Here is a 23,165-nt window from a genome sequence, read left to right as displayed (position 1 = left end):
TCTTCACTGCGAAATCTTGAGTGGCCCAATTAGAGCAACAGGCCCAGCCTCCCCGGTCAACGACTAACTACTGGCCGAACCCCTTCAAATGTTCCCAGGAGCCCTGCGCATCCTCGACATCTTGTTCGCCCACCAATAGGTAACGCCACGTTATCGCCACATCGGGCGAAGAATTCGCAGTGTTCGCCCATCTCTTTGCGGCCTTGCGTTTTCCAGCTACTTCTTGAGACGTCAGATCCTTGTCAGCCTTGGTCTCAACGAGCCAGCCATAGCGTTTCCCCTCAACCTCTTCGATCACCACAAGATCCGGGTTGTATTTGTTCCCATCCGATGTCCAGGTGATCGGGACATCGTTGATGTGAAGACGCGCCCACACCAACACGCTTGCACCAGCATCGATGGCATTGGCCGCATCGAACTCGGGAGAGGTATCAAACCAGGCGTGACTATAAAGGTTCCTACTCCAGCCGCCAAAGGCCAATGTCTTGTCGAACGACCCGTCAGCGTGACCCGATACCTGCGCCTTCCTGGTCAGACGAACCTTATTAAGCGCGACGACCTCGACATGATCAGAATAATTGACTTGGGCCACACGACTCGCAGCACGAAGTGTCTTGGAAACGTCAGCAGCGAGACGTTGACCACACCGCGCTCCGAAGGCCGAAAGGTGCTCGGCCGCTTTGTCTCCCATGGCCTTGATCAGGTGATCGACGATACGATTGGCTGCGCCAAGCTCTAGCTTGCGGTTCGCCACACCTTTGACGGACATCACGCGCTTGATGAGCATTGCGCGGGACGACGATAGCGGGATGTCGAGTGGAAGTGCAGAGGCGATCTTGTCGGACGCATCCTGGGTGGATACAACCACCCGGCGGCCATCATGGGCGGCGATGATCTTTGTCCGTCTTAGATCATCAGAAATGTCTGCCGTGAGGGTACGCCCCAGTTGCTCGAACGGCCCATAGTCATCAATGTCGTTCAGGCTCACCGAGATACTTTGCACCTCGGAAATCAGCCTGGGAATGAGAATAGGTTCCCTGTTGGCGAGGGGGTCATACTGGACTGGGGCACCGGCCTTTTTGGCGGCTCCCTCAGCTTCCCTTTTCCGGCTATCAAAATCCACGACTCCCGCAACCTCGCCTGACGTGGACGCCAGCGACGGTCCAGCGATCGAAACCGAGTCGGAAATAAAAAAATCTGCGCCCGATTGAATTGAAATACCGGAGCCCTTCGGCGTTCCTTCGGAGACCGATGGAGGAGCGATCACCGTTGCGTCGGTCATCTCCTGCCTTTGTCGTACAACAGCACTGCCATCGGGCAGGCTACGGAGCTCGGCATACGTACCGTAGTCGATAAATGCCTCGTTGAGGACCTTGCGCTTGGCCAATAGATCGCTGTACTTCTCGTGCGCCAAAACCTCAAGCGTGTCCAGAAGTTCGATATTTGTATATTTGCCGAACGGCAATCGCATGCCCCTGCCGAGAGTCTGTTCCGTCATCACCTCAGAGACTGAAGCCCGCATTGAGGCAATCACGTATACACTCTTGACGTCCCATCCTTCTTTAAGCATCCCGACGCTAATGATAATGCGGGTTTGTGAACCCGGCTCCTCAACCGCATCAAGCGCGGCAAGAGCCACCTCTTTTTTATCACCAGTTAGCTTCGAATGGACGAGCAAAGTCTTGCCAACCCACTCTCCGCCGTCGAAACCAGTCGAATCGAGGATCCCATGGAACTCCTCGGCCTCCTCGATACTTTGCGCGATTACCAGCATGACCGGGTTCACCGGGGCGAAGCCGTTCTCCTTGGCGTAGGAGTCCGCGGCCTGCGCCTTGTAGCGGAGCAGATTGACGCCGTCGAGTAGCTTCGTCGAGAGATCCGTACGGTCATCCCGCCGGCCCACCATGACCGGGGTCTTCACGAGTTTGTCAGCGATCGCGGCCGCCAGAGGGTACCGGAACGCGACCAGCGCCTCATCGGCTCTAACAGGCGTAGCAGTCATACCGACTACTAGTTCGGGCTTCAATTTCGAGATAGTGCTGGAGAATGCTTTCCCGCGGTAGCAGTGATGTTCATCCGCCAAGATCACGAGGTCGTCCAGGCTTGCGAGATAGTCGAAAAATGATTTCCCGAGGTTCTCCAATGGAGCATGCGTGGCCCGGCCCTCGCCAGTGGACGTCGTGAGCGCCTGAACGGTAAAGATGTAGAGTTTCGTAATCGACGAGTCGTCCATAGCGATCCGTGTCGCTTGGGTGTCAAAGTTTTCGGCTGTTATCACAAACGGGTTTGACCGCAGCATGTGACGCAGCGATTTGATGTTTCCCGCAGTGAAATTGCGGACTGACTTGTCGCGGATCGTACGCCCGGGGGCCAGTAGTAGGAAATTTCGAGCCGGGATCTCTGCGCCAGCAAGGTACTCCATCAGTCCGGCCATGACATAGGTTTTCCCTACGCCGGTAGCCGAGTCAACGATGCACTCGTACGGCTCGGCCTTGCCCTGCACGTCATAGTGATCCGAAGTCCGCAGAACAACGGATTCAATCGCCTTGCGGTTCGGCTCACGGAGATCCAGGCGGTGAGCGATCTCATCAAGCAGATCGAGTTCAAACCGCAGTTCGCTCATCATGTACCTCCCAAGTCGTCAAGCGTGGCCGCTTCTCCGGCTTCGTCCAAGGACGCAGCTGACTGCGCAACGGAGCGACCAGCACCGAACGGCGAGTTTTGAGACGATTTACGCCTATAGTTGTCAAGCACCTTATCGGGTATCAACTCAAGCCGTGAACCCTTCCGGCGCTTCTTGAGTACCTCGACGGCGGTCTCGTCGAGTTGGGTCGCCCAGACTTCAACTACCTCGTCGGCCGCGAGACGATCGAGGATCGCGGCTACAGTCCCTTCGCCGACCATCCCATCAACCACCACATAACGGGTTCGCCCTTGCCGCGCAGCAAAGATCCCTTCCGGACGGTAGTCGACTGAAAGCTGAGCACACATGGCCTCAGCCAAAGCTCCTTGAGTGGCCCACTCTGCCAAAAGGACTACGCCTTCCAACTCATCAAACATGGACTCGCCGACCTGGAGATGAACGAAGCTGCCACCACCGTGCCAGTTGACGGTAGTTACGGTCTTCGTCTTGGTCGCAGATTTGAGGGCCTTAATCGTGGTGTCGTCGAGTTCTGGCCCGATGGTCTTGGTCACCCGGGCCAGCAATCGATTGAACTGCTGCGCCTCATCCGCCGTCATCCCGCCAGGTAGATCATTACGATCACTATCCTCGTCGTCGCCATTCATCGCTGATATCCGCTCCGTGACTGCGGTGACGCCGCCAGCGTCCTCGCCATTGACGACCTTGACAAGGCGGGGCAGCGCGTACCGTGCGACCGTATTCGAAAGTAGCTCACTCGTCACCCAACGGCGCCCCATCTTGTGTGCGACGGCCGCCGTTGTGCCCGAACCGGCGAAACAGTCGAGGACAATGTCACCGGGGTTAGAGGCGATATGGATGATACGCCCGAGCAGCGCCTCAGGCTTCGGGGTCGCGAACGGGTGCTCGTTGGGAAACAACGCCTTTATTTCGAGTTTCCCGCGAAGGTTTCCGCCAACCTCGCTTCCGAGCCAAAGCGTTTCAGGGACGCGACCGTTATCAGCCAAGTGCTTTTTACGCTGAATCTTCTCTCGAAGTCCCAACATAACAATTTCCGGCCAGAGGCCGGCGGCATATCGAGCCTGCGCTATCGGTGCGGCCTCCTCGACTGGTACTGCCAACATGATTGCGGGGACGCCCGCCCGCACCTTGTTCGAAGTTGTCCCGCAGATGCGAGCACGTTCGACTTCGTCGCCAATATTTCGCAGTTCATATGGAGCGTACTCCGACATCTGCTCCAGCATCCATGACTGCGCCTTGCCCCAGCAGCGGCCTGCTGTCGGATACATCAGAGCCCCAGTCACTGGGTGCTGAATCGCGTAGACCATGGGATGGTTCGTCGCGGCCTTTCCTGCCGTGGCATCTCCATCACGCCACGGCACAGGATCCCCATCTCGCGACTGATATCGGCTCGTATTCGAGGCGGCGAGTCGTGGCATCCGATTAGGAGTCCACGATTCGGACTTCCGATAGACCAGAATCGTGTCCTGGGACGTCGACAGCAGCCTGGTGTCATTTCGCGGAGAATCCGCCTTCTGCCAGGCAACCTCGGCGACGAAGTTGCTTTCCCCGAGTTCCTCGTCGAGAACGAGTCGGCACCTGTGGGACTCGCTATGATCGAGATGAACCCATACGGAACCATCTTCAGAAAGAAGTGGCCTGATTTGGCGGATTCGGTCTCGCAAGAGGGTAAGCCAGATCGAGTGCGCGATGTTATCCTCGTAGCTGGCAAAGGCCTGCCCGGTGTTGAACGGGGGGTCGATGTAGACCAGCTTCACTCGTCCCAGGTACTGGTCCGCGTAGGTGGGAATCTTAGCGAGAGCGTCTAGTACATGCATCGCATCACCACTGATGAGGAGATTGCCCAACGTCGGCTGAGGCAACCCCAGTGGCAGGTCGTCCGGCGTTGAAGCTTCGACCCGGCCAACCTCGTGCAAGAGCCTGACCTCAGAGACTCTATAGTCAGACGGGTCAACGAAGGTGTAGTCGTACCTTCCGTCTCCGGTTGACAAGATCGTTTTGTCCTTGTCGGACCAAGTGAGTTCGAGACGACCCTGGTGCTTGGGCGTCGAGCTAGAGGTCATGGAGTGTTCCCTGGCTAGAAGGTGACCTGTTCATCTTGTCGGATCCCTACGACAGTCGCGCCAGATCCCACCCGGGTGACGATCAGCCCTCGCCGTCGGTTCGGTGACCGTCTGTGGCCGAAGAGAACGGTGTCGACCTTGCGTGTCCGGTTGACTCCGGCTGTGCCGGAGCAGACTTCAAATATAGTTGGCAGCATCGACAGGGGCCACGTAGACGGGAGAGCTCGGCGCAGGTGGCTGAATCTGATGAGGAACGACCGGACGGTCGGAGAGTCACGTCGGAGACGCACCAGCTGCGCCAGGCTACCCGCGAATTGCGTCTACACCTGGACGAACTGCCCATCGATTACCGCCCCGACGTTTCCGGCGACCGGTTCCTTGCTGGGCTGGCGTTCATGTTCGCCCGCCAGCGCTACGCCTGTGCCGAGTCGCTGATCGGTGCTGGCTTCGGCGGCACGGTCATCGGCTCGATGGCACGCAGCCTGTTCGTCGACGGGCTGCGGTGGCTGTGGATCGGCGATGAACCGGATCGACGTCGTGCGCTACTTGGCGACCTGCGCGACGAACGTAACCGCCTGTGCATTCTGCTCGAACAGACTGATGCCACCCTGGGCAACGAACCACGCTGGCTCATGCCGCTGCCCGACATCGCGGACCTGACCGGTCAGTCAATGAGTTGGCTGGACGTACCGGCGCTGCCGAACGAGAACGAGTTGCTCGACGACTTCCTCTCCCGGCGTGGCGTCGGCTCATCTCCAGGCAACGTCTCGGAGCATGCGCAACTGCTACGCAGGACACGAGAGCTGTTGGATATGTCGGGCCTGCGTGGTGCCGTGATGGTCCTGGCTCATGCCGGGCACGGCAACTACTTGGGCTTGCTGAGCAGCTTCACTGACGACGGCGCTGCCGGCCATGATTTGCGGGCCGACCATGAGGCGCTCTTCATGCAGGTGGCTTCAGTTGGAGTGGCCGCTACATTAATCGGTACCGCTGCTGCAGTACCGGAACTCTGGCCTGCCGACGTGCCACGTCAGGCCTTCCTTGAGCGCGCGGTGGAACTGGCAGCAGGAGTCACGGCGACAGCGGTGCCGCTCCACAGATTGGACACCGCACGACGCCCCGTTCCACAACGCAAGGGAAGGAGCGCTCCGTCGCGGCAAGCCACCTTGTTGCGACCGGGCGTCGTCCAGCCCGCCGGTGACCTCCCGCCGGGCATAGACGCCGCTCAAGGAGTCGTCCAGGCCGCGGAGACCTATTACCAGTCAGTCAAAAGCATGCGGGTCAACCCGTGGGACTGCGGACAACCCACACTGCACGCCATGCTCGCCTACGGCGGGGGCCACTCCAACCTGGAGGCAGTGATGGCAACCTACGACCAGCCCGGGTCAAGTGTGATCGCCGTCTTCGCTGCGCGGATGCTGCTAGAGGAAGCTGCTCGCATGGCTTGGCGCTATTCCGTAGGCGACTGGCAAAAGTTCAAAGAGCGCGCAAAACAGTACTTCGACGAGTTCCGGGCCCGTCAGCAGAAGACGATCAACACGTTGATAGGAAGTGGCGTACCTAGGTCTGATGCGATTCACATCTTCGCACGGCCTAAAAACGTTCTTATCGTTACGCCCGACGACGAGATCGCAAGGAATCGGAAGCCACTCCCCACAATCGGCAGCATGCTCAGGGACTTGGGAGACCCATTCCCCGAGCCCGGTTGGTTGGAGGTGGCCTACTCCTTGCTCAGCCAGATCACTCACAGCACCCCCATTGGGCACCTGCACACCACCCGGTTCCGTCACGGCGTCGGGCACGGCAACGAACTAAGCCCCGAGATGCTCGGCTTGTCCATTGACGTAGCCTGCTTGGGCAGCGCCCACCTCATCGGGCTATCGGCACGGCTTCTAACCGATAATGCCAACGACGCAGCTCAGTACCACAATGAGATTATTCGTCATGCTGCGGCAGTACATTCGATCGCGCGATTGGTACACGGCCTCGACTAAATTGGGTGCGCTCACCCGCACTCGACCAAGGGAACGCGGGCACCGCACACGTCGCCCTACATGCTCAGCATCATCCGATGCAGCTCGCCGATCGCGGCCCCGGGGCGTGGGCGGATGGGTTGTAGTTGTCCCAGCCGCACGGCCCGCGCGGTTGCGGAATCGCGGAACGGAAGCGAGGTTGTTAATCGGCGCCGGGGGTAGGTCCAACCGGTAGACGGTCATCCGAGGCCGCGCGGGGAGATCTCCCCTGCGTCGTTGAAGCCCGTTGATACTCAGGCCCGGCAGCTCTCGATAGTTTTGGCTCGTATGCTGTCATGTCTCGCACGGGCCGGGATATCGCTGCGACATGCGGGCGGGTAGCTATCTCACCAGCGACACGGCCCATGCGGTTACGGTATTGAGAAGCGGGACGGGATCGTTAGTTGGCAGCGGTGGCTGGTGGGGTTGTGGGTGCAGCCATGCGTGCGGTTTCCCGTAGAGGAGTCGAATCGGCGCCAAATCTGACTGGTGCCAGGGGAACGAAGAATGAAGGAGTTCCCAGACCTGATCATGGTTGCTAGGCTGGCCGGTCAGGCGGACCAGCGGCGGCCTCGGTGTGGCCAGGTGCTTGCGGCAATGTTGACGAACTCGCGGCGCCTGACCTCGAGCCCCTCCCGCAACGCGAGCGAGTCAGCATCAGAAGTTCACCAGCGGGCCCACCGGCCAGAACGCCGCGTCAATCTCCTGAGCAGCCGCCACTACCTCATGGTCTGCGATCAAAGCCACCATCGCCAACGCCTCGTTCCATGGCCGCCAGTCGAGTTGCCAACCAGGTCACAGATCAGAGGCGGGTGACCCAGGTGTATCCATCTAACCGCACGGACCAGCCCTCGCGACCGTCAGCTTCTTGAAGTGCTGAACCTGCGTACCTGCTTCTCGACACCGGTGCTGTTGTAGCGGAATCGGGCCATCTCTAGCGTCACCTCGTAGGTATTGGCGATCTGCTGAGGGCCCATGCCCTTGGAGGCCGCAGCGAGCAGGAGGGGCCGGGGCAGCATGAGGGTCCCGCCAAAGGCGGTGGCCTGCTCTTCTTCTTGAGGCTGGCAGGTGCGGAAAGGAACGCCATCGACTTCGCGGATCTCGGTGAGTTCGTGTTTCAGAATGAGGTGCGACAACTCGTGGGCGATGTCGCTGTTGCGCCTGGGGTCGGTCCGGACGGGATTAGTGACGACGTAGTTCTTGTCGTTCACCGCAAAGGTAGCGGCGCTGAAGGCGAAGGCCTGGATCCGTTCAATCTCTTCCAGGCGTCCCACGTCGATGAGCGTCCCAGCGTCGACGACCTTTACATCGAGGTTGGCTGCCAGTTCCTGGATGTTGAGGCGGTCGGCCGGCGAGAGCCCTAGTTCACGCCGCAACTGGACGGCCTCACGTTCGGCCGAGGCTTTGAAGCCACGAGGAAGTGTCAAAGCTCGCCTGCCTCGATCTTCTGCGTGAGCGCCTCATGGATGTCACCCAGGATCCCGGCCAGCCGCTGTGGGGCTCCCGGGCGCATGACAGATGCCGCTCGAAGGTGGCAGGCGATCGGTGGGCGCGTCGGCGCAACGTTACGCGCGAGTGCCTCGTACATGTCCCTGAGCATCGAGCTGATCTTGGCGGCCGCGTCATCAGTCAGCCGCGGATCCGTCTGCAGGTGGCCGATGGCCTGGTCCAACGGGGACATCTCACGCTCGGTGACAGGGTTGAAAAAGCGTGCCGGTGACACACCGAGCCACGCGCACAGGAGCGTGAAAGTCGCCAGGTCTGGCTGGCCCCCAGCCTCGATCCGAGACCAAGTGCTGAAACTAACCCCAGCCTCGGCGGCGGCCTTCCGGATCGAGAGCTGCCCACGCCGCTTCTTCAGCTGCTGGCCGAGGTGCCCGATGTCGAGCCGCTCGGTCTCGACAGGCAACTCCTCCTGGGAGTACCCCGGACTTCGCGGTTCCGTCATGCCCCGATCATAGGCTGGTTCTGACGCTCTGCTGCAACATTTTGCCCTCCAGCCCCTTGCGGAGCGCAGCCATCTGTTGCAACACTCAAGTATCGGTGATTCTTTGCTCGCACACCTGGAGGGTTCGATGCCCGGGACGAAGACCAACACGATCAAGACGACCGTCAGCTTCGCGGCCGCACACCAGCCCTACCAGCATGACTACGAGCCGATCGTGATGCTTCAGCAGGTTCTCAACGACGCCCTTACGGCGTTCGCGATCCACCCGGACGGCACCTCGCGCTACTACTTCCTCCACAAGGGGAACGAGGCCGACCTCACGCAGACCTTGGGAGAGGTTGCCGACCACGCTCACGCTCTGCACCTGCGGCTGCGGACCGAAACGATCTCGGGCTGAACCTCGTGGACCTGGAGAGCCAGCTTCGGCTCAAACAGGACGTCCCTGAGGTCGGGGAGTTCCTCTCCTCGATCTCAGGGTCCCTCGTCCACCGCGACACTGACAGCAAGGGCCTCTACTGGGCCGCGATCCCGTCGGCCAGTTCGACCTCACGGCCATTCATCGCGCGAATCGCTTGGACGGCCTACCCCCATGCGGCTCCCTCGGTACTCTTCGCCGACGAGGTCGGCGGCGCGACCACCGACCCGGAGTCATGGCCCGCTGCGCCCGGTTACCGGGCGCCCAACGACATCTGCAAGCCGTTCACTGCCGAGGGGCAGGCCCTGCACTCGGAATGGCGTACCGGACCACACGCCTGGCGGAGTGCCGGCAACCCCTTCCTCCACGTGGTGGAGACCATCTGCGGCGACCTCGCCCGAGCCGATGGAAGGAGAGCAGCATGACCAGCTTCTTGCCGCTGCGCATCAATCCTGGTGGATTCATCGACCTTCTCGATGACGTACGGCAGCATGGCCAACGCGACCGCGAGACCGGTGCGCTGCTGCTGACCGCTCCGGGCACCGACGAGGTGGCCGTCATCGCGCTTACTGCGGACACGGGGATACGGCGACGTTCGGACCTCTTCACGATCACCCGACCGGCGTTCGACTCCCTGTTCACCTACGCCGAAGACGCCGGTCTCCAAGTCCGCGCCATGATCCACTCTCACCGAGGCGCCGCGTTTCTCTCCGCGACCGACCGCACCCACGGCCTGAATCTGCGCGGGTTCATCAGCGCGGTCATCCCCGACTACGCGTGCCCTTCTAACCGTCCCGACCATTGGGGCTGGTGGCGCTTCAACGACTCCTGGATCCCGACGGTGCCAGCGACCCTCGAAGAATCCCTGCCCGCACCGAAGATCATCAAGTTCGACGCGGAGGCCGTCCATGACCACTGATTACACCCGAACCCTGAGCATGGGCGCCACCGCCGCTGACAGCAGCCAAGACGCGATGCTGACCCGGCTCCAGTCCACCCGCGTCCATCTCACCGCCCAAACAGACATCCCTGGCGTGCCCGCAGCGCTGAAGGTCCTCATCGGCAACCTCCGGCGTCTGCCCATCCAGCTCAGCATCGCTCCGGGCCAGGCGGCGGACCGTCTGCCGGGTCGACTCCTCGACGAGGTCCTGCACCTGGCCGCAGGTATCGACGAAACACGTCCTTTGCGGATTGGCTCCCCAACTGGCGGATTGCACATCCACCTGGGCACCCAGCCTCCGACAACCGCTGCGGCCAGCGCGGTTCCCGACGGCCACGGCGTACGGCTCCGCGCAGCAGGGTCCTCCTTCCCTAACTTGCGTGGGGCCGGCACCGGGTTGGGCGCAGTCGCCGCTGCGGCGACACTGACCGGGGAGGTCTTCAAGGTGATCACCGGCCTGCACGCCGATCGTTTCCGGCCACTGAGCAGTTTTGACTTCTGCCCGGTCACCCTGACGCGCAACCCTGGCGATCACACACAACCGGTCACCTCACTGCTGGAACTCGCCCTGATCGGGACGGGCGCCATCGGCACCGCTATCGCAGTTATCCTCGACGCGCTCGCTGTCGAAGGCAACCTCACCATCGTGGATCCCGAGCACTACGACGACCCGAACCTCACGACCTATAGCCTCGGTACGCGCGCCGATGCCCGCGACAAGATCCGCAAGGTCGACCTTCTCGAACGCGAACTCAACCGCAACGGCCGATGGAACATCCTCCCCATCCACGGGACCGCGCAGGACCTGATCAACAAAATTGATGCCCGGAGCGCGGCTTGGCCACGGATCGTCCTCGGCGCGGTCGACAGTATCGCTGCTCGCCACGAACTCCAGCGCATCCAAGCCGACCTCACCCTGGACGGAAGCACGGGCGGCCACGCCGGCACCACTCTCGCTCTTCACGAGGCACTACCCCTGGGCCCGTGTCTGCGCTGTTATTACCCTGCGCAGCCGCTTGACGTCGTGAGTGCGGAGGAGCAACTACATAAGGCCACCGGCCTCTCCCTCTCACGCATCGCCCAAGGTGACTCACTCCTAAATTCCCTAGATCTGGCAGGCCTTTCCGCACACGGCCGACAGCTTCTGGCTCGTCACCTAGGACAGCCCATCTGCGGCCTCAGCAAGATCATCGTGTCCATCGATGAGGGGACCTACCGCCCGTCGGCCGCCTTCGTCGCCCAACAAGCCGCCGTACTCGTCATTGGCGCTCTCATCGCCCGCACGACCGGTTGCACAGCAGGGCCGCGCCACACCGAATACGACGCCCTCTTTGGTCCTTACGACGACATGACCACCTTTCGCCTGCCGCAAAAGGACTGCGACTGTCAAACCCACTCGGAAATCATCATGCAGGTCCGAAGCTTGCGTTCGCAAGCCGCCCCAGTCCGTGCCGGTGACCACAAATGGCAGCGCCGGAAACAACGGTAGCCCGGCAGTCAATGATCATCTCATCGACACAGGGCTGACGTTAGAGAGCCACCCCGATACGACAGTTTTAGACTTTCAATCCGCAGGTTGTACGTTAATGCTCACAGCTCCACATCCCCGGACGCGACAAGACTTAGGCGAGAATCACATCGTACAACCCCTGACGTTTGGCGAACGGGCATCCTGCCAGCCTTGCACTCCGCTCACCCTTGGCGGAGAAGCCGATACGGTCTGCCCACGGCCGACGATCTACGGCGGATCCGACACCGGATCTTCGAGCAGGCGCAGAGCGAAGGAGAAACTTTACCTTGCCTTCCGTCTGCGCTCCCGGGTGTGACGGTGATGTTGAGCCCGCACGCAGATCTCGAATCTGCGCGCGGTTCGTTAAAAATCCCGACAGGTTGGTCGCAGGCCACGCACCAACCGGAATGTAGTGGGGCGCGCCGAGCGGCGAATGGGCGGGCCATGTGCCGTCCGGGCGTGTCGCCCCACCGACACGAACCCGCCGCGATCATCCGATCGTGAACCTGGACGGGATCGTCAGTTGGCAGCGGTGGGTGGTGGGGTTGTGTGTGCAGCCATGCGCGCGGTTCCCCGTAGGGGGTACCACGGGAGCCGGCTCGACCGGAACCCATCACGACGTTCGCGGCATCGCACTGAATGTCGACGGTCTCGGACGTGATCGTCACCTCGCACTCGACGAGGTTCTTCTCCCGCTCATGGCGCATCGTCAACCCGAAGACGTCCAGCAGCCGCCGGTCTGGGGCGGACTTCGGGCGAGACTCGGTGGAACTCAGGTGGTGAGACCGACGTGGTCGTCGAGGAAGTCGAAGAATCGCTGGGCGGCGAGGGCTCGGGCCATCGGCTGGCAGTGCCCGGCGGCTCCTTCGGCCTCGGTGAAGTGGACGAGCTCCTTCTCACCCGGGAGCATGTCGTACAGGCGCTTCGGCTGGCCGGCGAAGTACTTCTCGTCGTCGGGATCGGCGACGAGCACCGGCGTCGTGATCTGCGCGGCGAGTTCCGGCGTGATCCGGTAGCGCGGGACCTCGAGGTAGACGTCGTAGACGCTCGGGAGGCCGAACGGCTTGGCCCGCCAGGTGATGATCCGCTTGGCGTTCGGCGGGGCGAGGTCCATCGTCGCGTTGAACCGGTCACGCTGGCCGGCGTCGAGCATCGCCTTCAGTTCGGGCGATAGGACAGCGTGCCACGCCGCGGACACGTCGACCACCCCGCCGTCGATCACCGCGGCCGCGAAGCGATGTTCGAACGCCAGGGCGCGGGGGGCCCAGTAGCCACCCTGGCTGACGGCGTAGAGAGCGAGTCGCTGCGGGTCGACGTCCGGGCGGTGCAGCGCCGCGTCCACGACCGGCCCGATGACATGCTCCCAGTCGGGCCGGAACGGGATGCCCCGCTCGAACAGCATGCGCTGCTGGCCGGGCCCGTCGAACAACACGACGTTGTAGCCACGCGCCGTCGCCTCGGAGCCGTAGCCGGGCCACAGGAAGCTCAGTGCACCGTCGGCGCCGTTGGCCACCACCAGCGTCGGCTTCGGGCCGTCGCCGCCGGCGGCGAAGAACCAGCCGGGCATCGTCGTGCCCTCGTAGGGGATGTCGAACTGCTCAGGCGGGTTGTCCAGCAGGCCGAGGTACCGCTCCCAGCACCGGCGGTACGCGGCGAACGTCCGTGCCAGCACGATCTCCGGCTCATCACACCCGTCGGCCATCAGGACGCACGCCGTGTAGTACGTCGCAGCGCGCAGCAGGGCGTTACGGCCGCTCACCCGGTGGCCTCGCCGCAGGCAGTCGTCGCCGATCGCGGCGATGCGATCGGCCGTGGCCTCCCACTCGCGTGCCCACGAGGCGTTGTCGCCGTCGGTGATGCGATCGAACGTCGTCAACGCCTCACCGGTATCCGCCGCGCCGGTGTACACCCGCCCGAGCATCGCCCGGGCCATCGAGTTCATGCCCTGGTCGGTGAAGAAGGCGGAACCCTTGCCCGTCGTCGTTGCGCTGCTCACGCTCATCGCCTCGCCCCAAAATAAGAGTTTAATTCCTCTCTTATGAGAGTAGTACGCCTCACTAAGGAATGCAAGCCTTCCTTATACTGGAACCGTGAGCACATCTTCCGCCACGTCCTCCCGCCAACGCCGACGCGGGCCCGAACTCGAGGCCGCGCTGCTGGACGCGGCCTGGGACGAGCTGATCGAGGTCGGTTTCGCGAAGCTGACCATGGATTCCGTCGCCTCCCGCGCCGGCACCGGCATCGCCGTGCTGTACCGCCGCTGGGCCAACAAGGACCAGCTCGTGCTCGCCGCGCTCGAGCACCACCGCAGCAGCCACCCGGTCGACCTCCCCGACACCGGCAGCCTGCGCGGCGACCTCCTCGCCGCCCTGACCGGCATGGGCGAGGCACGCGCCGCCTTCTTCGCCATCGCCGCGGCCACCGCCTTCTCGGGGCTACTGGCCGGCGCCGGGCTCACCCCCGCCCAGGTGCGCGACCGGATCATCGGCGACCAACGGCTCTCGCGCGTTCAGGCCATCTACCAGCACGCCCACGACCGCGGCGAGATCGACCTGGAACAGATCCCCTCCGCGGTCCTCGCCATGCCGTTCGACCTGGTGCGCCACGACCTGCTCATGGACCTCGAACCCCTGCGGCCGGCACGCATCCAGTCGATCGTCGACGAGATCTTCCTGCCCCTCGTCCACAACCACCGCAACGAGCCGGGTTCCGGCTGAGCCCGGATGCGCCCTCGATGACGTCACCCGAACTGCGCGCGGAGCCGGATCGATCCGTCTCCCGGTGAATGCCGACCGGGATCAGAAACCGGCGGGGAGCAGGAAGCTGTCGCCAGAGAACGGAGACGTGTCGAGCCAGAGGTATTGGAACGAGCGGCTGGTGAAGACCCAGCCGTGCTCCGAGCGCCTCAAACGATCGGCGGTGACGGCGTGGTTCCGGTAGAACGTCTCGCCGGGCCCGCGTGCGGCCTCGTGACAGATGATGCTCGTGGTCGCCTCGTCACCAGCGATCTCGATCGGGCCCGGTACCGCGAACTGCACGAAGAAATCCCGGTCGTCGCGCAGCATCCGGAACGTGGACACGATGTCATCCACGCCAACGGCATGGACCATCTCACCGATCGTAAACTCCGCGTCATCGGCCCATGTCGCGCGGAAACGGTCAACGTCACCTCGGGTGGCGGCGTCGGCGAAGCGAGCGATGGTGTCGGCCGGGTGATTCGACAAGGCCCGGATCCGGTGATGGTCATGTCCTCCATGGTCGCACGGCCGGGACATACGAACGAGAGACGCTTCGACGGTAGAATTCGGGCTTGCTGATTTTGATGATCCGAGCTGAACCTCTTTCTGATAGTTGACCGACTACTCAAGCCTGCGCTTAACGCGGATGGATCCGCGTCGTTGCCTCTGGCGCCTACACCTTCCCTGTACAGACCGGCGCGCACTCTCCGGTGCGTACGGCTTCCCTAAATGGGTTTGCAGGTCTGCGACTTTGACCAGCACCTTGCCGGTGTTGCCTCCGGTGAACAGGCGGGCTCGTCGGCGCCGTACTGATGGAACAGACCGACGAGTGGACCGAGGCCCGCCGCTACATGGGCCTGGAATTCCTGTCTGGCTCGGCCTGAGCCGTTGCCCTGCAGCATCCGGCGGGTGTGTCATCAAGCCCCCGGCCATGGTCATCTGCTGGTCGGAGCATCTGAACGGAGAGACGTCTGGGCCCAGAAGCCGCCCTTCATCGTCGCGGCCGGCCCGAGGGCGCGTCCAGGGTGTCGGTGACCATGACCGGACGGCGCTCGGGACGGTTCTGCGAGGCGCGCAGGTATATCCCCCGCTACGGTGATCGAGTCGTTTCGGAGCCGGATGCAGGTCGAGCTGCTCAACCGGGGCACCGTCACAGTGCGCACGGGATGCTCAGCCCCATCGAGCGCGAAGAACCCCCACTCAGCCCAACTGCTCGCCTGAGATTCCGGTATTCCGACACCACGAAACTCGGGGTACATCCCCCTTGGCCACATAGGTGCATGTCGGGTCAGGCGGGCTGCAAATCACGCGAGGGTAACGTGCATGCCGCGCTCGGCCAGGACGTCGAGAACCTCGGCGAACAGGTCGTAGGGCTCGCCGTCGGGTGTCAGGGTCTGGGACAGGTGCTCGCGTGCAGTCTTGGCTTCGCGCCAGAGAAGGGCCGCGGGGGCGGTGTAGCCGAAGGTGCCGCCAAGGCAGTCGCGGAGGGCTTCCAGGCAGCCGCCGAAGTAGCCGCCCGGTCCGTTCACCGCCTCGCCGAGCGCCAGGTAGAGGGCCGGTTCGTCAGTAACGTGGCGGCCGTCGAGTTCGTAGGTGTGACCGGCCGGACGGTCGCGGTGGGCGCGCCGGCAGGCCCGTTCTCGGACGAGATCCAACCAGGCCTTGCGGTGCCGGGTGTCGAGGTCGGCCCAGGTGTTCGGGGGTGTCCGGCGGCCCGGCGAACCACCGCTCCCAGAGGGGCCGGTGGTGTTCGGGAACGGGTGTGAAGCATCCCCCTTCGAGTTCCAGGTCGATCAGGTCGGTCCCGGTGGAGGATGGGCGCCAAGCGTTGGCCTTGGCCCAGAACGGCCGGTCGGTGAGCAGGTTCCCCTGGTCGTCCCGTATCTCCAGGGCGATCTCCTCCAGGTTCAGCGCCCGCCGGGTGCCCTTCGCCAGCGCCGCCTGCAGCCGGCGGCTGGGGGCCAGCCCTCGCAGGACGAGCGGGGGCGTGGTCTGCTCGGGCGGCAGGATGCGGGCGAACTCGGCGCAGGACCCCAGCCACCGGTACCCGTCATGCACCCGGACGCGGCCCCGGTGTTCCTCGGGCGGACCTTCGTAGTCGTCCAGGCCCGTGAGGACGAGACTGCTCGTCCCCGAGTGCCGTCCCGGGCTTTCGGCGTCCGCCAGCAGCCAGGCGTCGAACGTGTCACCGTCCGGTACCAGCCACACCCGGTCACCGACCCAGCCCCGCACCTCGGCGCCTTCCGGGACCCAATCGAACAGCTCGTACGTCCCGCGTCCGGGCTCGCCGAAGAGACCGTCCACCGCGGCGCACACGCCCCAGACGTGGTCGTCCTCCGTATCTACCAGCGTGAACCGCCCATGCCCGCGATGCTCCACGGTACGGATCATGCCCGGACGGGCCTTCACGACAAAGCGCTTTCCAGAACCTCGTCCTACTACCAGACAGGCCCGCCTACGACACGAAGTTCAGCGGCCGAGGGGACCGCTAGGGTCGGCGGCATGTCGCTGACCCGGTTGGCCGTGATCGACGCTGGTGATCCGCTGGGCTGCAGTCCGGGCCCGAGTCGCAGCCGATCCACCTCTTCGTCCGGGTTCGGGAGGGTGCTCTCTATCTCGGTACGGTCGAGCAATCGCAGAGCAGTTGGGGCACCGATCCGTACACGCTCGAGGATTGCGTCCTGCGCATCGACCCGCCCCTTGAGTTCGACGTGTTGGATCGAGTGCGTCCGCCGAGCACCGCGCCCGCCGCTCTACCAGGGCTGGAGTGGCTGGACCACCTTGATGGCGATCGCGCCACGGCGCTGCGAAGGTTTATCGAGGGCTGGTATCCGACTCCCACCGATGCGCCCGAACTCGCCGTGAGCGTCGAGGTCCCGACCGCACTGGCGGAGTTCTACAGGCTTGCCCACGGACGTCCGCACGTCTTGGGCGTCCAGAACTTCATCTGCCCGCCGGGCGAACTGCGCACCGCAGGCAAGGGGCTACTGGAGTTCGGTTACGAGAACCAGGGCGGATTCTGGTGGGCGCTCGCCCCGGCCGACGACGACCCGATCGTGTGGACCATCGAGAGCCCCACACAACGACACGCCGAACGCGAGCGGCTGAGCGGCTTCCTCATCCAGTTCTCGCTGCACGAAGCCGTAATGAGCGCCCCCAACATCGCCTGGACCGACCCGATCCCGTGGCCGGTCGCCCGCCGGCTGACCGACACAATGCGCCGGGTGCCGCTCAAGACGTGGCTGTGGTCCCAGTACGAGACATCCTTCTACGCCGCGCCCGGTCTGATCGCCCGAGTCAGTGACCAAGGCGAAGGCCAATGCAACATCCGGGCCGGCGCCACCCACCGCAGCATTTTGCGGTCGCTCGCGCACCTCGGGGTGCCCTGGAAAGGCTTCGACGGTTGAGCCGCCATATCGCGGGGCCTGTCATGTTCACTCGTTGTCCGCTCGGCGGTTTCGAAACGGGGCGGCACGGAGCGGGATGTAGCAGACCGGCGGCCGGGGGCGTGGCCGGTCACATTGCTCCTTCGGGGCCGAAGAGCAGGATCAGGACGAGGGCGAGCAAGTTGCATACCCCGAAACCAATGAGGACTCCGCCGACCCAGCCGCCGCGCATCGAGATGCCTTCGACATAGGCCACGGTGGGTTTTCCAGGGTGGTACAAGACTTTGACCGGGCTTCCCGCACGCAGGCGCCGCGACCCGATATCGCCGCCCTTGGTCGTGATCTCGCGCCCATCCTCGGTAGTGAACTCGACGGTCGCTTCCCGGACGTTGGCCCCGTTTTCCACAACGATGACGTCGAGCTTCGTGATCCGCCCGGACACGCGCACCGCGCGGGCACGGAACAGCCGGGATCTGACCAGCAGGACGACCCCGGCCAAGATGAGGCAGGCCCCGAAGGCCGCGAGGAATGACGTCTCGTCCACGAAACCTCCCGGTCCCTGCGGGCCCATCGACCGGACCGTCCGCGGCAGGCTACAGGGACCCTGCGAACTCCTGCATGCCGAGATGGGCTCCGGTTGGGGTATGCCGTAGGCCGGACCTGGGGCTGTACGACCGGGCGATCGAGTATCACCGCGCCCGGATCGCCCGCCCGCTGCGTTGCTGTGGGCTGTTAAGGCTGGATGGGGTGTAGCTGGTCGAGGTGGTACGACCTGAAGTCCGGCCGACGGCGCTGACCTCGATCGTTCCGGGCGGCGAAGCGCGGAGAAGCTGGTGTTCGAAGCTTCCGTCGCCTGCGGTGGCGACCTGGTATTGGCTTCGTGCGCCCGACGGCCAGGTGTAGGTCAGCTCGACGGTTTCACCGGGCTTGAAGCCTGTGCCCTTGATCGGGCAGGCCGCGCCGTCGGTCGGGGTCGCGCACGGGGTCAGCATCAGCGGCCCGGTGACTTCCCCACCGCCGGTTTGGTCGCTGGTCACCTCGACCTCGGTGGGGGCTCCGGGGAGGTTCTGGTGGATGATCAGGCGGGCGGTGCCGGCGGTGGCCGTCTGCCTTCTGACGGTGATCTGGCAAGGGTCGCTGTGAAGGGGAAGGGTCTGGTGTTCGCAGCCGGTGTGGCTGTAGGCCGCGGCGGCGGGTCCTCGGAGTTCGATCTCGCCGATCCGGAGTGGCAGGGTTCCTTCGTTGGACACGCTCACCGTGCCTTCACATGCTTTCGCGGTGTCGTCGCAGTCCAGCTCCAGAGGTGAGGGACCTGCCTTGATGTGCAGGCCGGTCTTGGTGGGGTTGCCGCTGAACCTGCCGAGGTTGCCGGTGCCGCCGACCGAGGGAAGCGGCAGGTGCGGGTCCGTGCGCCCGGTGGCGCTGTCGACGACGGCGAACCCGCCGTAGGTGACGGCCAGCGCGACGATGGTGATCATCAGGCCGGCGCCGATGCGCAGGTGATGCAGCCGGCCGACGGTGGCGATCATCGGTGCGAGGGCCGCGCATCCGGCGGCGGCCACCACCCGGGTGGTGGGCGACAGGTGCAGCGAGCTGGTGATCAGTGTGCCGACGACTGAGCAGCAGATCGCGCCGAGCATCGCCGGAAGGACCGGGCCGATGCTGCCTTGACGCTGTTGCGGACTGGCCACCAGGGTTCCTCCATCACTGGCGGGGACATTACGGGTGATCATCTGACCTGGTGCTTTGGGCTCGGTGGGTCTGCTCACGCTCGGCTTCGGTGCCGATCGGGTCGTCCACCACCAGGGGCTTGCCGTCGACGGGAGTCCGGGTGTGGTGGTCGGTGGTGTAGAAGCGGACCTCGTGCCCGTCGGGGTCGTGCGTGCCGGGCAGGATCCAGCCGATGGTGGCGAAGTGGACCCCGGCGTGCTCTTGACCGAAAGCGGTGAGCCGAGCGGCCAGGTCCTCGAGCTCTGCCTTGCCCGGCACCCCGATCGCGAAGTAGTCGAAGCCGCTCGCCCGGCGGGCGAGCTCAGGATTGAGGACGAACCCGATCATCGGCCCGCCGTTCGGATGAGCCATGGTGATCCCGGTCGTCCGGCCGCCCTTGGTGAACTCGATCAGCGGCACGTAGCCGAGCCGAGAGGCGTACCACGAGCGCGAGCGCTCGATGTCCGAGACCGGTAGCTTCAGGTGGTGCACCCCGTCTAGAGCAGGAGCGTCGTTGGTGTCCATGGGGATTTTCCCTCGGAATTGCAGTGGGACTGCATCATTACAGTTAGACTGCATCCGATGAATGATCCTGTCAAGGGACTCCGCGCCGCCAGGGTGGCCGAGACCGAACAGCGCATCCTCCAAGCCGCGCGGACGCTGTTCGTCCGCGGCGGCTACCACGCGACGACCCTGACCGCTGTCGCGGACCACGCCAAGGTCGGGCACCGGACCGTCTACGTCCGATTCGGCACCAAAGCGGCGCTGCTGCGACACGTCGTCGACGTGGCGGTGGCGGGGGACACCACAGATCGAACGGTCGCCGAAAGGGACTGGTACCAGGCAGCCCTCACAGGCCGGACTCTCGCCGACCGGATCGAGGCGCTGGTCGACGGAACCACCGGCCTGATGGAACGTGCCGCTGATCTGTTCGACGTGGTACTGCAGGCTCAGGCGACAGAGCCCGAGCTGGCGGAAGCCTTCCAGGCCGGCCGCACCGCCACCCGCGAACTGCTGCACCAATTCGTCCGAAACGCCCGCACCGACGGCTTGCTCACCGAGACGACAGACCCGGCGTGGCAGGAAGAGACGGTGGCGCTGGCGGGGCAAGCGGAAACCTACCTGCTGCTGCGACGCACCACGGGGTGGACGCACGAGCAATACCGCGCCTGGCTGCACCGCACCCTGACACAGGTGCTGACCGCGCCTCCAGGATGATCCCGAGGCAACACCGCCCCAAAGACACGAAGGAACGTGGGGGCGGCGGCGGAGTCCTTGAGCGAGATCCACCTCGACTCGGGCAGCACAGTGTTAGCGCTAACATTTCTGGCCGGCCGGGACCTTCTCTCCATCGGTGATCTGGGGGGGGGTGGTGGTGGGCCGGAGTAAATACGAGGCGGCGCGGCATCGTCAAGTACTCCGGTACTTCGAAAAGTTTCGGATTCAAGCTGGCTGGTAGAACGCGCAAACAGCTCGGCGACTGGATGTACGCGATGAAATCTTTCAATACCATATTGACGTGATCTGTGGGCGCTCACACACTGGGTCCGCGACGCCCTGGTGGTGTGTGCGTACCCGTGATGGGGCGCGGCGTCTGTTGCACGGCGGTGTCCGTGCTTCCATCCCTTCTTCATTTCATGGAGGAAACAGACGTGCGTACCAACGCCATGCCCCGGCCCCGGATCCGCAAGCGGGCCCTCCTCGCAGGCGCCCTCGGGGTGCTCAGCGCGACCGCCGCTCTGGCGGCACCGCCTCCGGCCGCTGCCGCGGAGAGCACGCTGGGCGCCGCGGCGGCGCAGAGCGGCCGCTACTTCGGCACCGCCATCGCCTCGGGCAGACTCAACGACTCGGCATACACCACGATCGCGAGCCGCGAGTTCACCATGGTGACCGCCGAGAACGAAATGAAGATCGACGCCACCGAGCCGCAGCAGGGCCAGTTCAACTTCAGCTCCGGCGACCGCGTCTACAACTGGGCGGTCCAGAACGGCAAGCGGGTACGCGGCCACACTCTGGCCTGGCACTCCCAGCAGCCCGGCTGGATGCAGAACCTCGGCGGCAGCTCGCTCCGGCAGGCGATGATCAACCACATCAACGGCGTCATGGCCCACTACAAGGGCAAGATCGCCCAATGGGACGTCGTCAACGAGGCCTTCGCCGACGGCAACTCGGGAGGCCGCCGCGACTCCAACCTGCAGCGCACCGGCAACGACTGGATCGAGGTCGCCTTCCGCACCGCGCGCGCCGCCGATCCGGCGGCCAAGCTCTGCTACAACGACTACAACATCGAGAACTGGACCTGGGCAAAGACCCAGGGCGTGTACGCCATGGTCCGCGACTTCAAGCAGCGCGGCGTGCCCATCGACTGCGTCGGCTTCCAGTCTCACTTCAACAGCGGCAGCCCCTACAACAGCAACTTCCGCACCACCCTGCAGAGCTTCGCCGACCTCGGTGTCGATGTGGCCATCACCGAACTGGACATCCAGGGTGCCTCGGCCACGACCTACGCCAATGTGACCAATGACTGCCTGGCCGTCTCGCGATGCCTCGGCATGACCGTCTGGGGTGTGCGCGACACCGATTCCTGGCGGTCGGAACAGACGCCGCTGCTGTTCGACGGCAACGGCACCAAGAAGGCCGCCTACACCGCGGTCCTCAACGCCCTCAACGGCGGCACCTCGACGCCTCCCCCCGGTGCTGGAACGATCAAGGGCGACGGTTCAGGCCGTTGCCTGGATGTGCCCAGCGCCAGCACTACCGACGGCACCCAGGTCCAGCTGTGGGACTGCAACGACGCCGCCAACCAGCAGTGGAGCTACACCGACGCGGGCGAACTGAGGGTCTACGGCGACAAATGCCTGGACGCCGCCGGCACCGGCAACGGCGCCAAAGTTCAGATCTACAGCTGCTGGGGCGGCGACAACCAGAAATGGCGCCTCAACTCCGACGGATCCATTGCCGGCGTCCAGTCCGGCCTCTGCCTGGACGCCGCAGGATCCGGCAACGGGGCTCTGATCCAGCTCTACTCCTGCTGGAACGGCGGCAATCAGCGCTGGATCCGCGCCTGACCCGGCACCATGTGTTGCGGCTTTTCTCAATGGGTTTGCGGGTCTGCGATCTTGATCAGGACCTTGCCGGTGCTGCCTCCGGTGAACAGGCGGTCTAGGGCGGCGAGGGCGTTCTCCAAGCCCTCGATGATGGTTTCGTCGTGGTGCAGTTCGCCTCGGGCCAGGAGTCCGGCGAGGTAGCCGACCGCCTCGCGGGACCGGTCGCGGTGATCGGGCAGGAGGAAGGTGTGCAGGGTGGCCCGGCGGGTCAGCAGATTGAAGATCGTGTGCTGGTCGCCGGCCCGCTCGGCCCGGGTGCCGTCGTAGATGCTGATCAGCCCGCAGACGACGACCCGGGCCCCGGGGTTCGTCCGGGCCACGGACTCGTCCATGATCTGGCCGCCCACGTTCTCGAAGACGACGTCGACGCCGCCGGGCGTCGCGGCGGCCAGGCCGTCGCGCCAGTCCGCGGCCTTGTAGTCGACGCAGGCGTCGAAACCCAGCACATCGACGACGTGCCGGGCCTTCGCGGCGCCGCCGGCGATGCCGACCACGCGGGCGCCGCGCGCCTTGGCGATCTGCCCGGCGACCCCGCCGGTGGCGCCACCCGCCGCGCTGACGACGACGGTCTCACCGGGCTGCGGCTTGCCGAACAGCTCCAGACCGACATAGGCGCTGATTCCGGTGTGACCGAGGACGCCCAGGAAGGCGGGGATCGGTCGCCACCCAAGCAG

The 23,165-nt window shown here is 64.2% G+C and carries 21 protein-coding genes; 9 read left to right on the top strand and 12 right to left on the bottom strand.

What is annotated here, in order from left to right:
* Positions 1-67 precede the first annotated feature (67 nt).
* Positions 68-2,626 carry a DEAD/DEAH box helicase gene (locus tag E1293_RS08025; protein ID WP_132195450.1) on the bottom strand — a complete coding sequence of 853 codons (2,559 nt, stop codon included), beginning with the start codon at positions 2,624-2,626 and terminating at the stop codon, positions 68-70.
* The gene (locus E1293_RS08020; RefSeq protein ID WP_207938729.1) at positions 2,623-4,578 is read right to left on the bottom strand and encodes a site-specific DNA-methyltransferase; all 1,956 of its coding nucleotides are present in this window, start codon (positions 4,576-4,578) and stop codon (positions 2,623-2,625) included. The genes E1293_RS08025 and E1293_RS08020 overlap by 4 nt, the downstream gene beginning before the upstream one ends.
* A gap of 380 nt (positions 4,579-4,958) precedes the next feature.
* Here E1293_RS08020 and E1293_RS08015 point away from each other — a divergent pair, with 380 nt between their 5' ends.
* A complete protein-coding gene (locus E1293_RS08015) occupies positions 4,959-6,719 on the top strand; it encodes a hypothetical protein (RefSeq protein ID WP_132195446.1) in 1,761 nt (586 codons plus the stop codon).
* A gap of 878 nt (positions 6,720-7,597) precedes the next feature.
* Here the strand turns inward: E1293_RS08015 and E1293_RS08010 are convergent.
* Both E1293_RS08010 and E1293_RS08005 read right to left on the bottom strand, forming a co-directional pair.
* The gene (locus E1293_RS08010) at positions 7,598-8,164 is read right to left on the bottom strand and encodes an ImmA/IrrE family metallo-endopeptidase (RefSeq protein ID WP_132195444.1); all 567 of its coding nucleotides are present in this window, start codon (positions 8,162-8,164) and stop codon (positions 7,598-7,600) included.
* The gene (locus E1293_RS08005) at positions 8,161-8,685 is read right to left on the bottom strand and encodes a helix-turn-helix domain-containing protein (protein WP_132195442.1); all 525 of its coding nucleotides are present in this window, start codon (positions 8,683-8,685) and stop codon (positions 8,161-8,163) included. The genes E1293_RS08010 and E1293_RS08005 overlap by 4 nt, the downstream gene beginning before the upstream one ends.
* Positions 8,686-8,812: 127 nt before the next feature.
* Between E1293_RS08005 and E1293_RS08000 the strand changes: the two genes are divergently transcribed.
* Genes E1293_RS08000 through E1293_RS07985 form a run of 4 tightly spaced genes read left to right on the top strand, consistent with a single transcriptional unit; the run spans position 8,813 to position 11,529 of the window.
* Positions 8,813-9,082: a hypothetical protein gene (locus tag E1293_RS08000; protein WP_132195440.1), complete on the top strand. Its 270-nt coding sequence runs from the start codon at positions 8,813-8,815 to the stop codon at positions 9,080-9,082.
* 5 nt (positions 9,083-9,087) lie between these two features.
* Positions 9,088-9,525: a hypothetical protein gene (locus E1293_RS07995; RefSeq protein WP_132195438.1), complete on the top strand. Its 438-nt coding sequence runs from the start codon at positions 9,088-9,090 to the stop codon at positions 9,523-9,525.
* Positions 9,522-10,019, top strand: a complete 498-nt coding sequence (locus tag E1293_RS07990) for a hypothetical protein (protein ID WP_132195436.1) — start codon at positions 9,522-9,524, stop codon at positions 10,017-10,019. The genes E1293_RS07995 and E1293_RS07990 overlap by 4 nt, the downstream gene beginning before the upstream one ends.
* Positions 10,009-11,529, top strand: coding sequence for a ThiF family adenylyltransferase (locus tag E1293_RS07985; RefSeq protein ID WP_132195434.1), 1,521 nt, complete (start codon positions 10,009-10,011; stop codon positions 11,527-11,529). The genes E1293_RS07990 and E1293_RS07985 overlap by 11 nt, the downstream gene beginning before the upstream one ends.
* Before the next feature lie 793 nt (positions 11,530-12,322).
* Here E1293_RS07985 and E1293_RS07975 read toward each other — a convergent pair.
* Entirely contained in the window at positions 12,323-13,546 is a 1,224-nt protein-coding gene (locus E1293_RS07975; protein ID WP_207938728.1) for an alpha/beta hydrolase family protein, read from the bottom strand.
* Between the two features lie 94 nt (positions 13,547-13,640).
* On the opposite strand from E1293_RS07975, the gene E1293_RS07970 reads away from it, so the two are divergent.
* Positions 13,641-14,267 carry a TetR/AcrR family transcriptional regulator gene (locus tag E1293_RS07970; RefSeq protein WP_132195432.1) on the top strand — a complete coding sequence of 209 codons (627 nt, stop codon included), beginning with the start codon at positions 13,641-13,643 and terminating at the stop codon, positions 14,265-14,267.
* An 81-nt stretch (positions 14,268-14,348) separates the two neighbouring features.
* On the opposite strand, the gene E1293_RS07965 is transcribed toward E1293_RS07970, so the two are convergent.
* The 3 genes from E1293_RS07965 to E1293_RS07960 form a co-directional block, all read right to left on the bottom strand.
* Positions 14,349-14,774: a nuclear transport factor 2 family protein gene (locus E1293_RS07965; RefSeq protein WP_165978130.1), complete on the bottom strand. Its 426-nt coding sequence runs from the start codon at positions 14,772-14,774 to the stop codon at positions 14,349-14,351.
* 818 nt (positions 14,775-15,592) lie between these two features.
* The gene (locus E1293_RS50670) at positions 15,593-15,943 is read right to left on the bottom strand and encodes a barstar family protein (protein ID WP_207938727.1); all 351 of its coding nucleotides are present in this window, start codon (positions 15,941-15,943) and stop codon (positions 15,593-15,595) included.
* The gene (locus tag E1293_RS07960; RefSeq protein WP_207938726.1) at positions 15,852-16,667 is read right to left on the bottom strand and encodes a hypothetical protein; all 816 of its coding nucleotides are present in this window, start codon (positions 16,665-16,667) and stop codon (positions 15,852-15,854) included. The genes E1293_RS50670 and E1293_RS07960 overlap by 92 nt, the downstream gene beginning before the upstream one ends.
* Positions 16,668-16,999: 332 nt before the next feature.
* On the opposite strand from E1293_RS07960, the gene E1293_RS07955 reads away from it, so the two are divergent.
* Positions 17,000-17,695 (top strand): hypothetical protein, encoded by a 696-nt coding sequence (locus E1293_RS07955; protein WP_132195428.1) that lies wholly within the window; start codon positions 17,000-17,002, stop codon positions 17,693-17,695.
* A gap of 109 nt (positions 17,696-17,804) precedes the next feature.
* On the opposite strand, the gene E1293_RS07950 is transcribed toward E1293_RS07955, so the two are convergent.
* The 3 genes from E1293_RS07950 to E1293_RS07940 form a co-directional block, all read right to left on the bottom strand.
* Positions 17,805-18,218 carry a DUF3592 domain-containing protein gene (locus tag E1293_RS07950; protein ID WP_165978129.1) on the bottom strand — a complete coding sequence of 138 codons (414 nt, stop codon included), beginning with the start codon at positions 18,216-18,218 and terminating at the stop codon, positions 17,805-17,807.
* 145 nt (positions 18,219-18,363) lie between these two features.
* The gene (locus E1293_RS07945; RefSeq protein ID WP_132195424.1) at positions 18,364-19,407 is read right to left on the bottom strand and encodes a hypothetical protein; all 1,044 of its coding nucleotides are present in this window, start codon (positions 19,405-19,407) and stop codon (positions 18,364-18,366) included.
* On the bottom strand, positions 19,394-19,909 hold the full coding sequence (locus E1293_RS07940; protein WP_132195422.1) for a VOC family protein: 516 nt from the start codon (positions 19,907-19,909) through the stop codon (positions 19,394-19,396). Before E1293_RS07940 ends, E1293_RS07945 begins: the two co-directional genes overlap by 14 nt.
* Before the next feature lie 57 nt (positions 19,910-19,966).
* On the opposite strand from E1293_RS07940, the gene E1293_RS07935 reads away from it, so the two are divergent.
* Together E1293_RS07935 and E1293_RS07930 are read left to right on the top strand one after the other, a co-directional pair.
* Positions 19,967-20,602 carry a TetR/AcrR family transcriptional regulator gene (locus E1293_RS07935; RefSeq protein WP_132195420.1) on the top strand — a complete coding sequence of 212 codons (636 nt, stop codon included), beginning with the start codon at positions 19,967-19,969 and terminating at the stop codon, positions 20,600-20,602.
* A gap of 434 nt (positions 20,603-21,036) precedes the next feature.
* On the top strand, positions 21,037-22,452 hold the full coding sequence (locus tag E1293_RS07930) for an endo-1,4-beta-xylanase (protein ID WP_132195418.1): 1,416 nt from the start codon (positions 21,037-21,039) through the stop codon (positions 22,450-22,452).
* A 26-nt stretch (positions 22,453-22,478) separates the two neighbouring features.
* Here the strand turns inward: E1293_RS07930 and E1293_RS07925 are convergent.
* Positions 22,479-23,165: MDR family NADP-dependent oxidoreductase (locus E1293_RS07925; RefSeq protein WP_132195416.1), on the bottom strand; the 687-nt coding region annotated here is incomplete at its 5' end.

Source organism: Actinomadura darangshiensis, from assembly GCF_004349235.1.
GTDB lineage: Bacteria > Actinomycetota > Actinomycetes > Streptosporangiales > Streptosporangiaceae > Spirillospora > Spirillospora darangshiensis.
The sequence above is the reverse complement of the archived record's forward strand: the minus strand, read 5'-3'. Positions and strand labels throughout refer to the sequence as shown.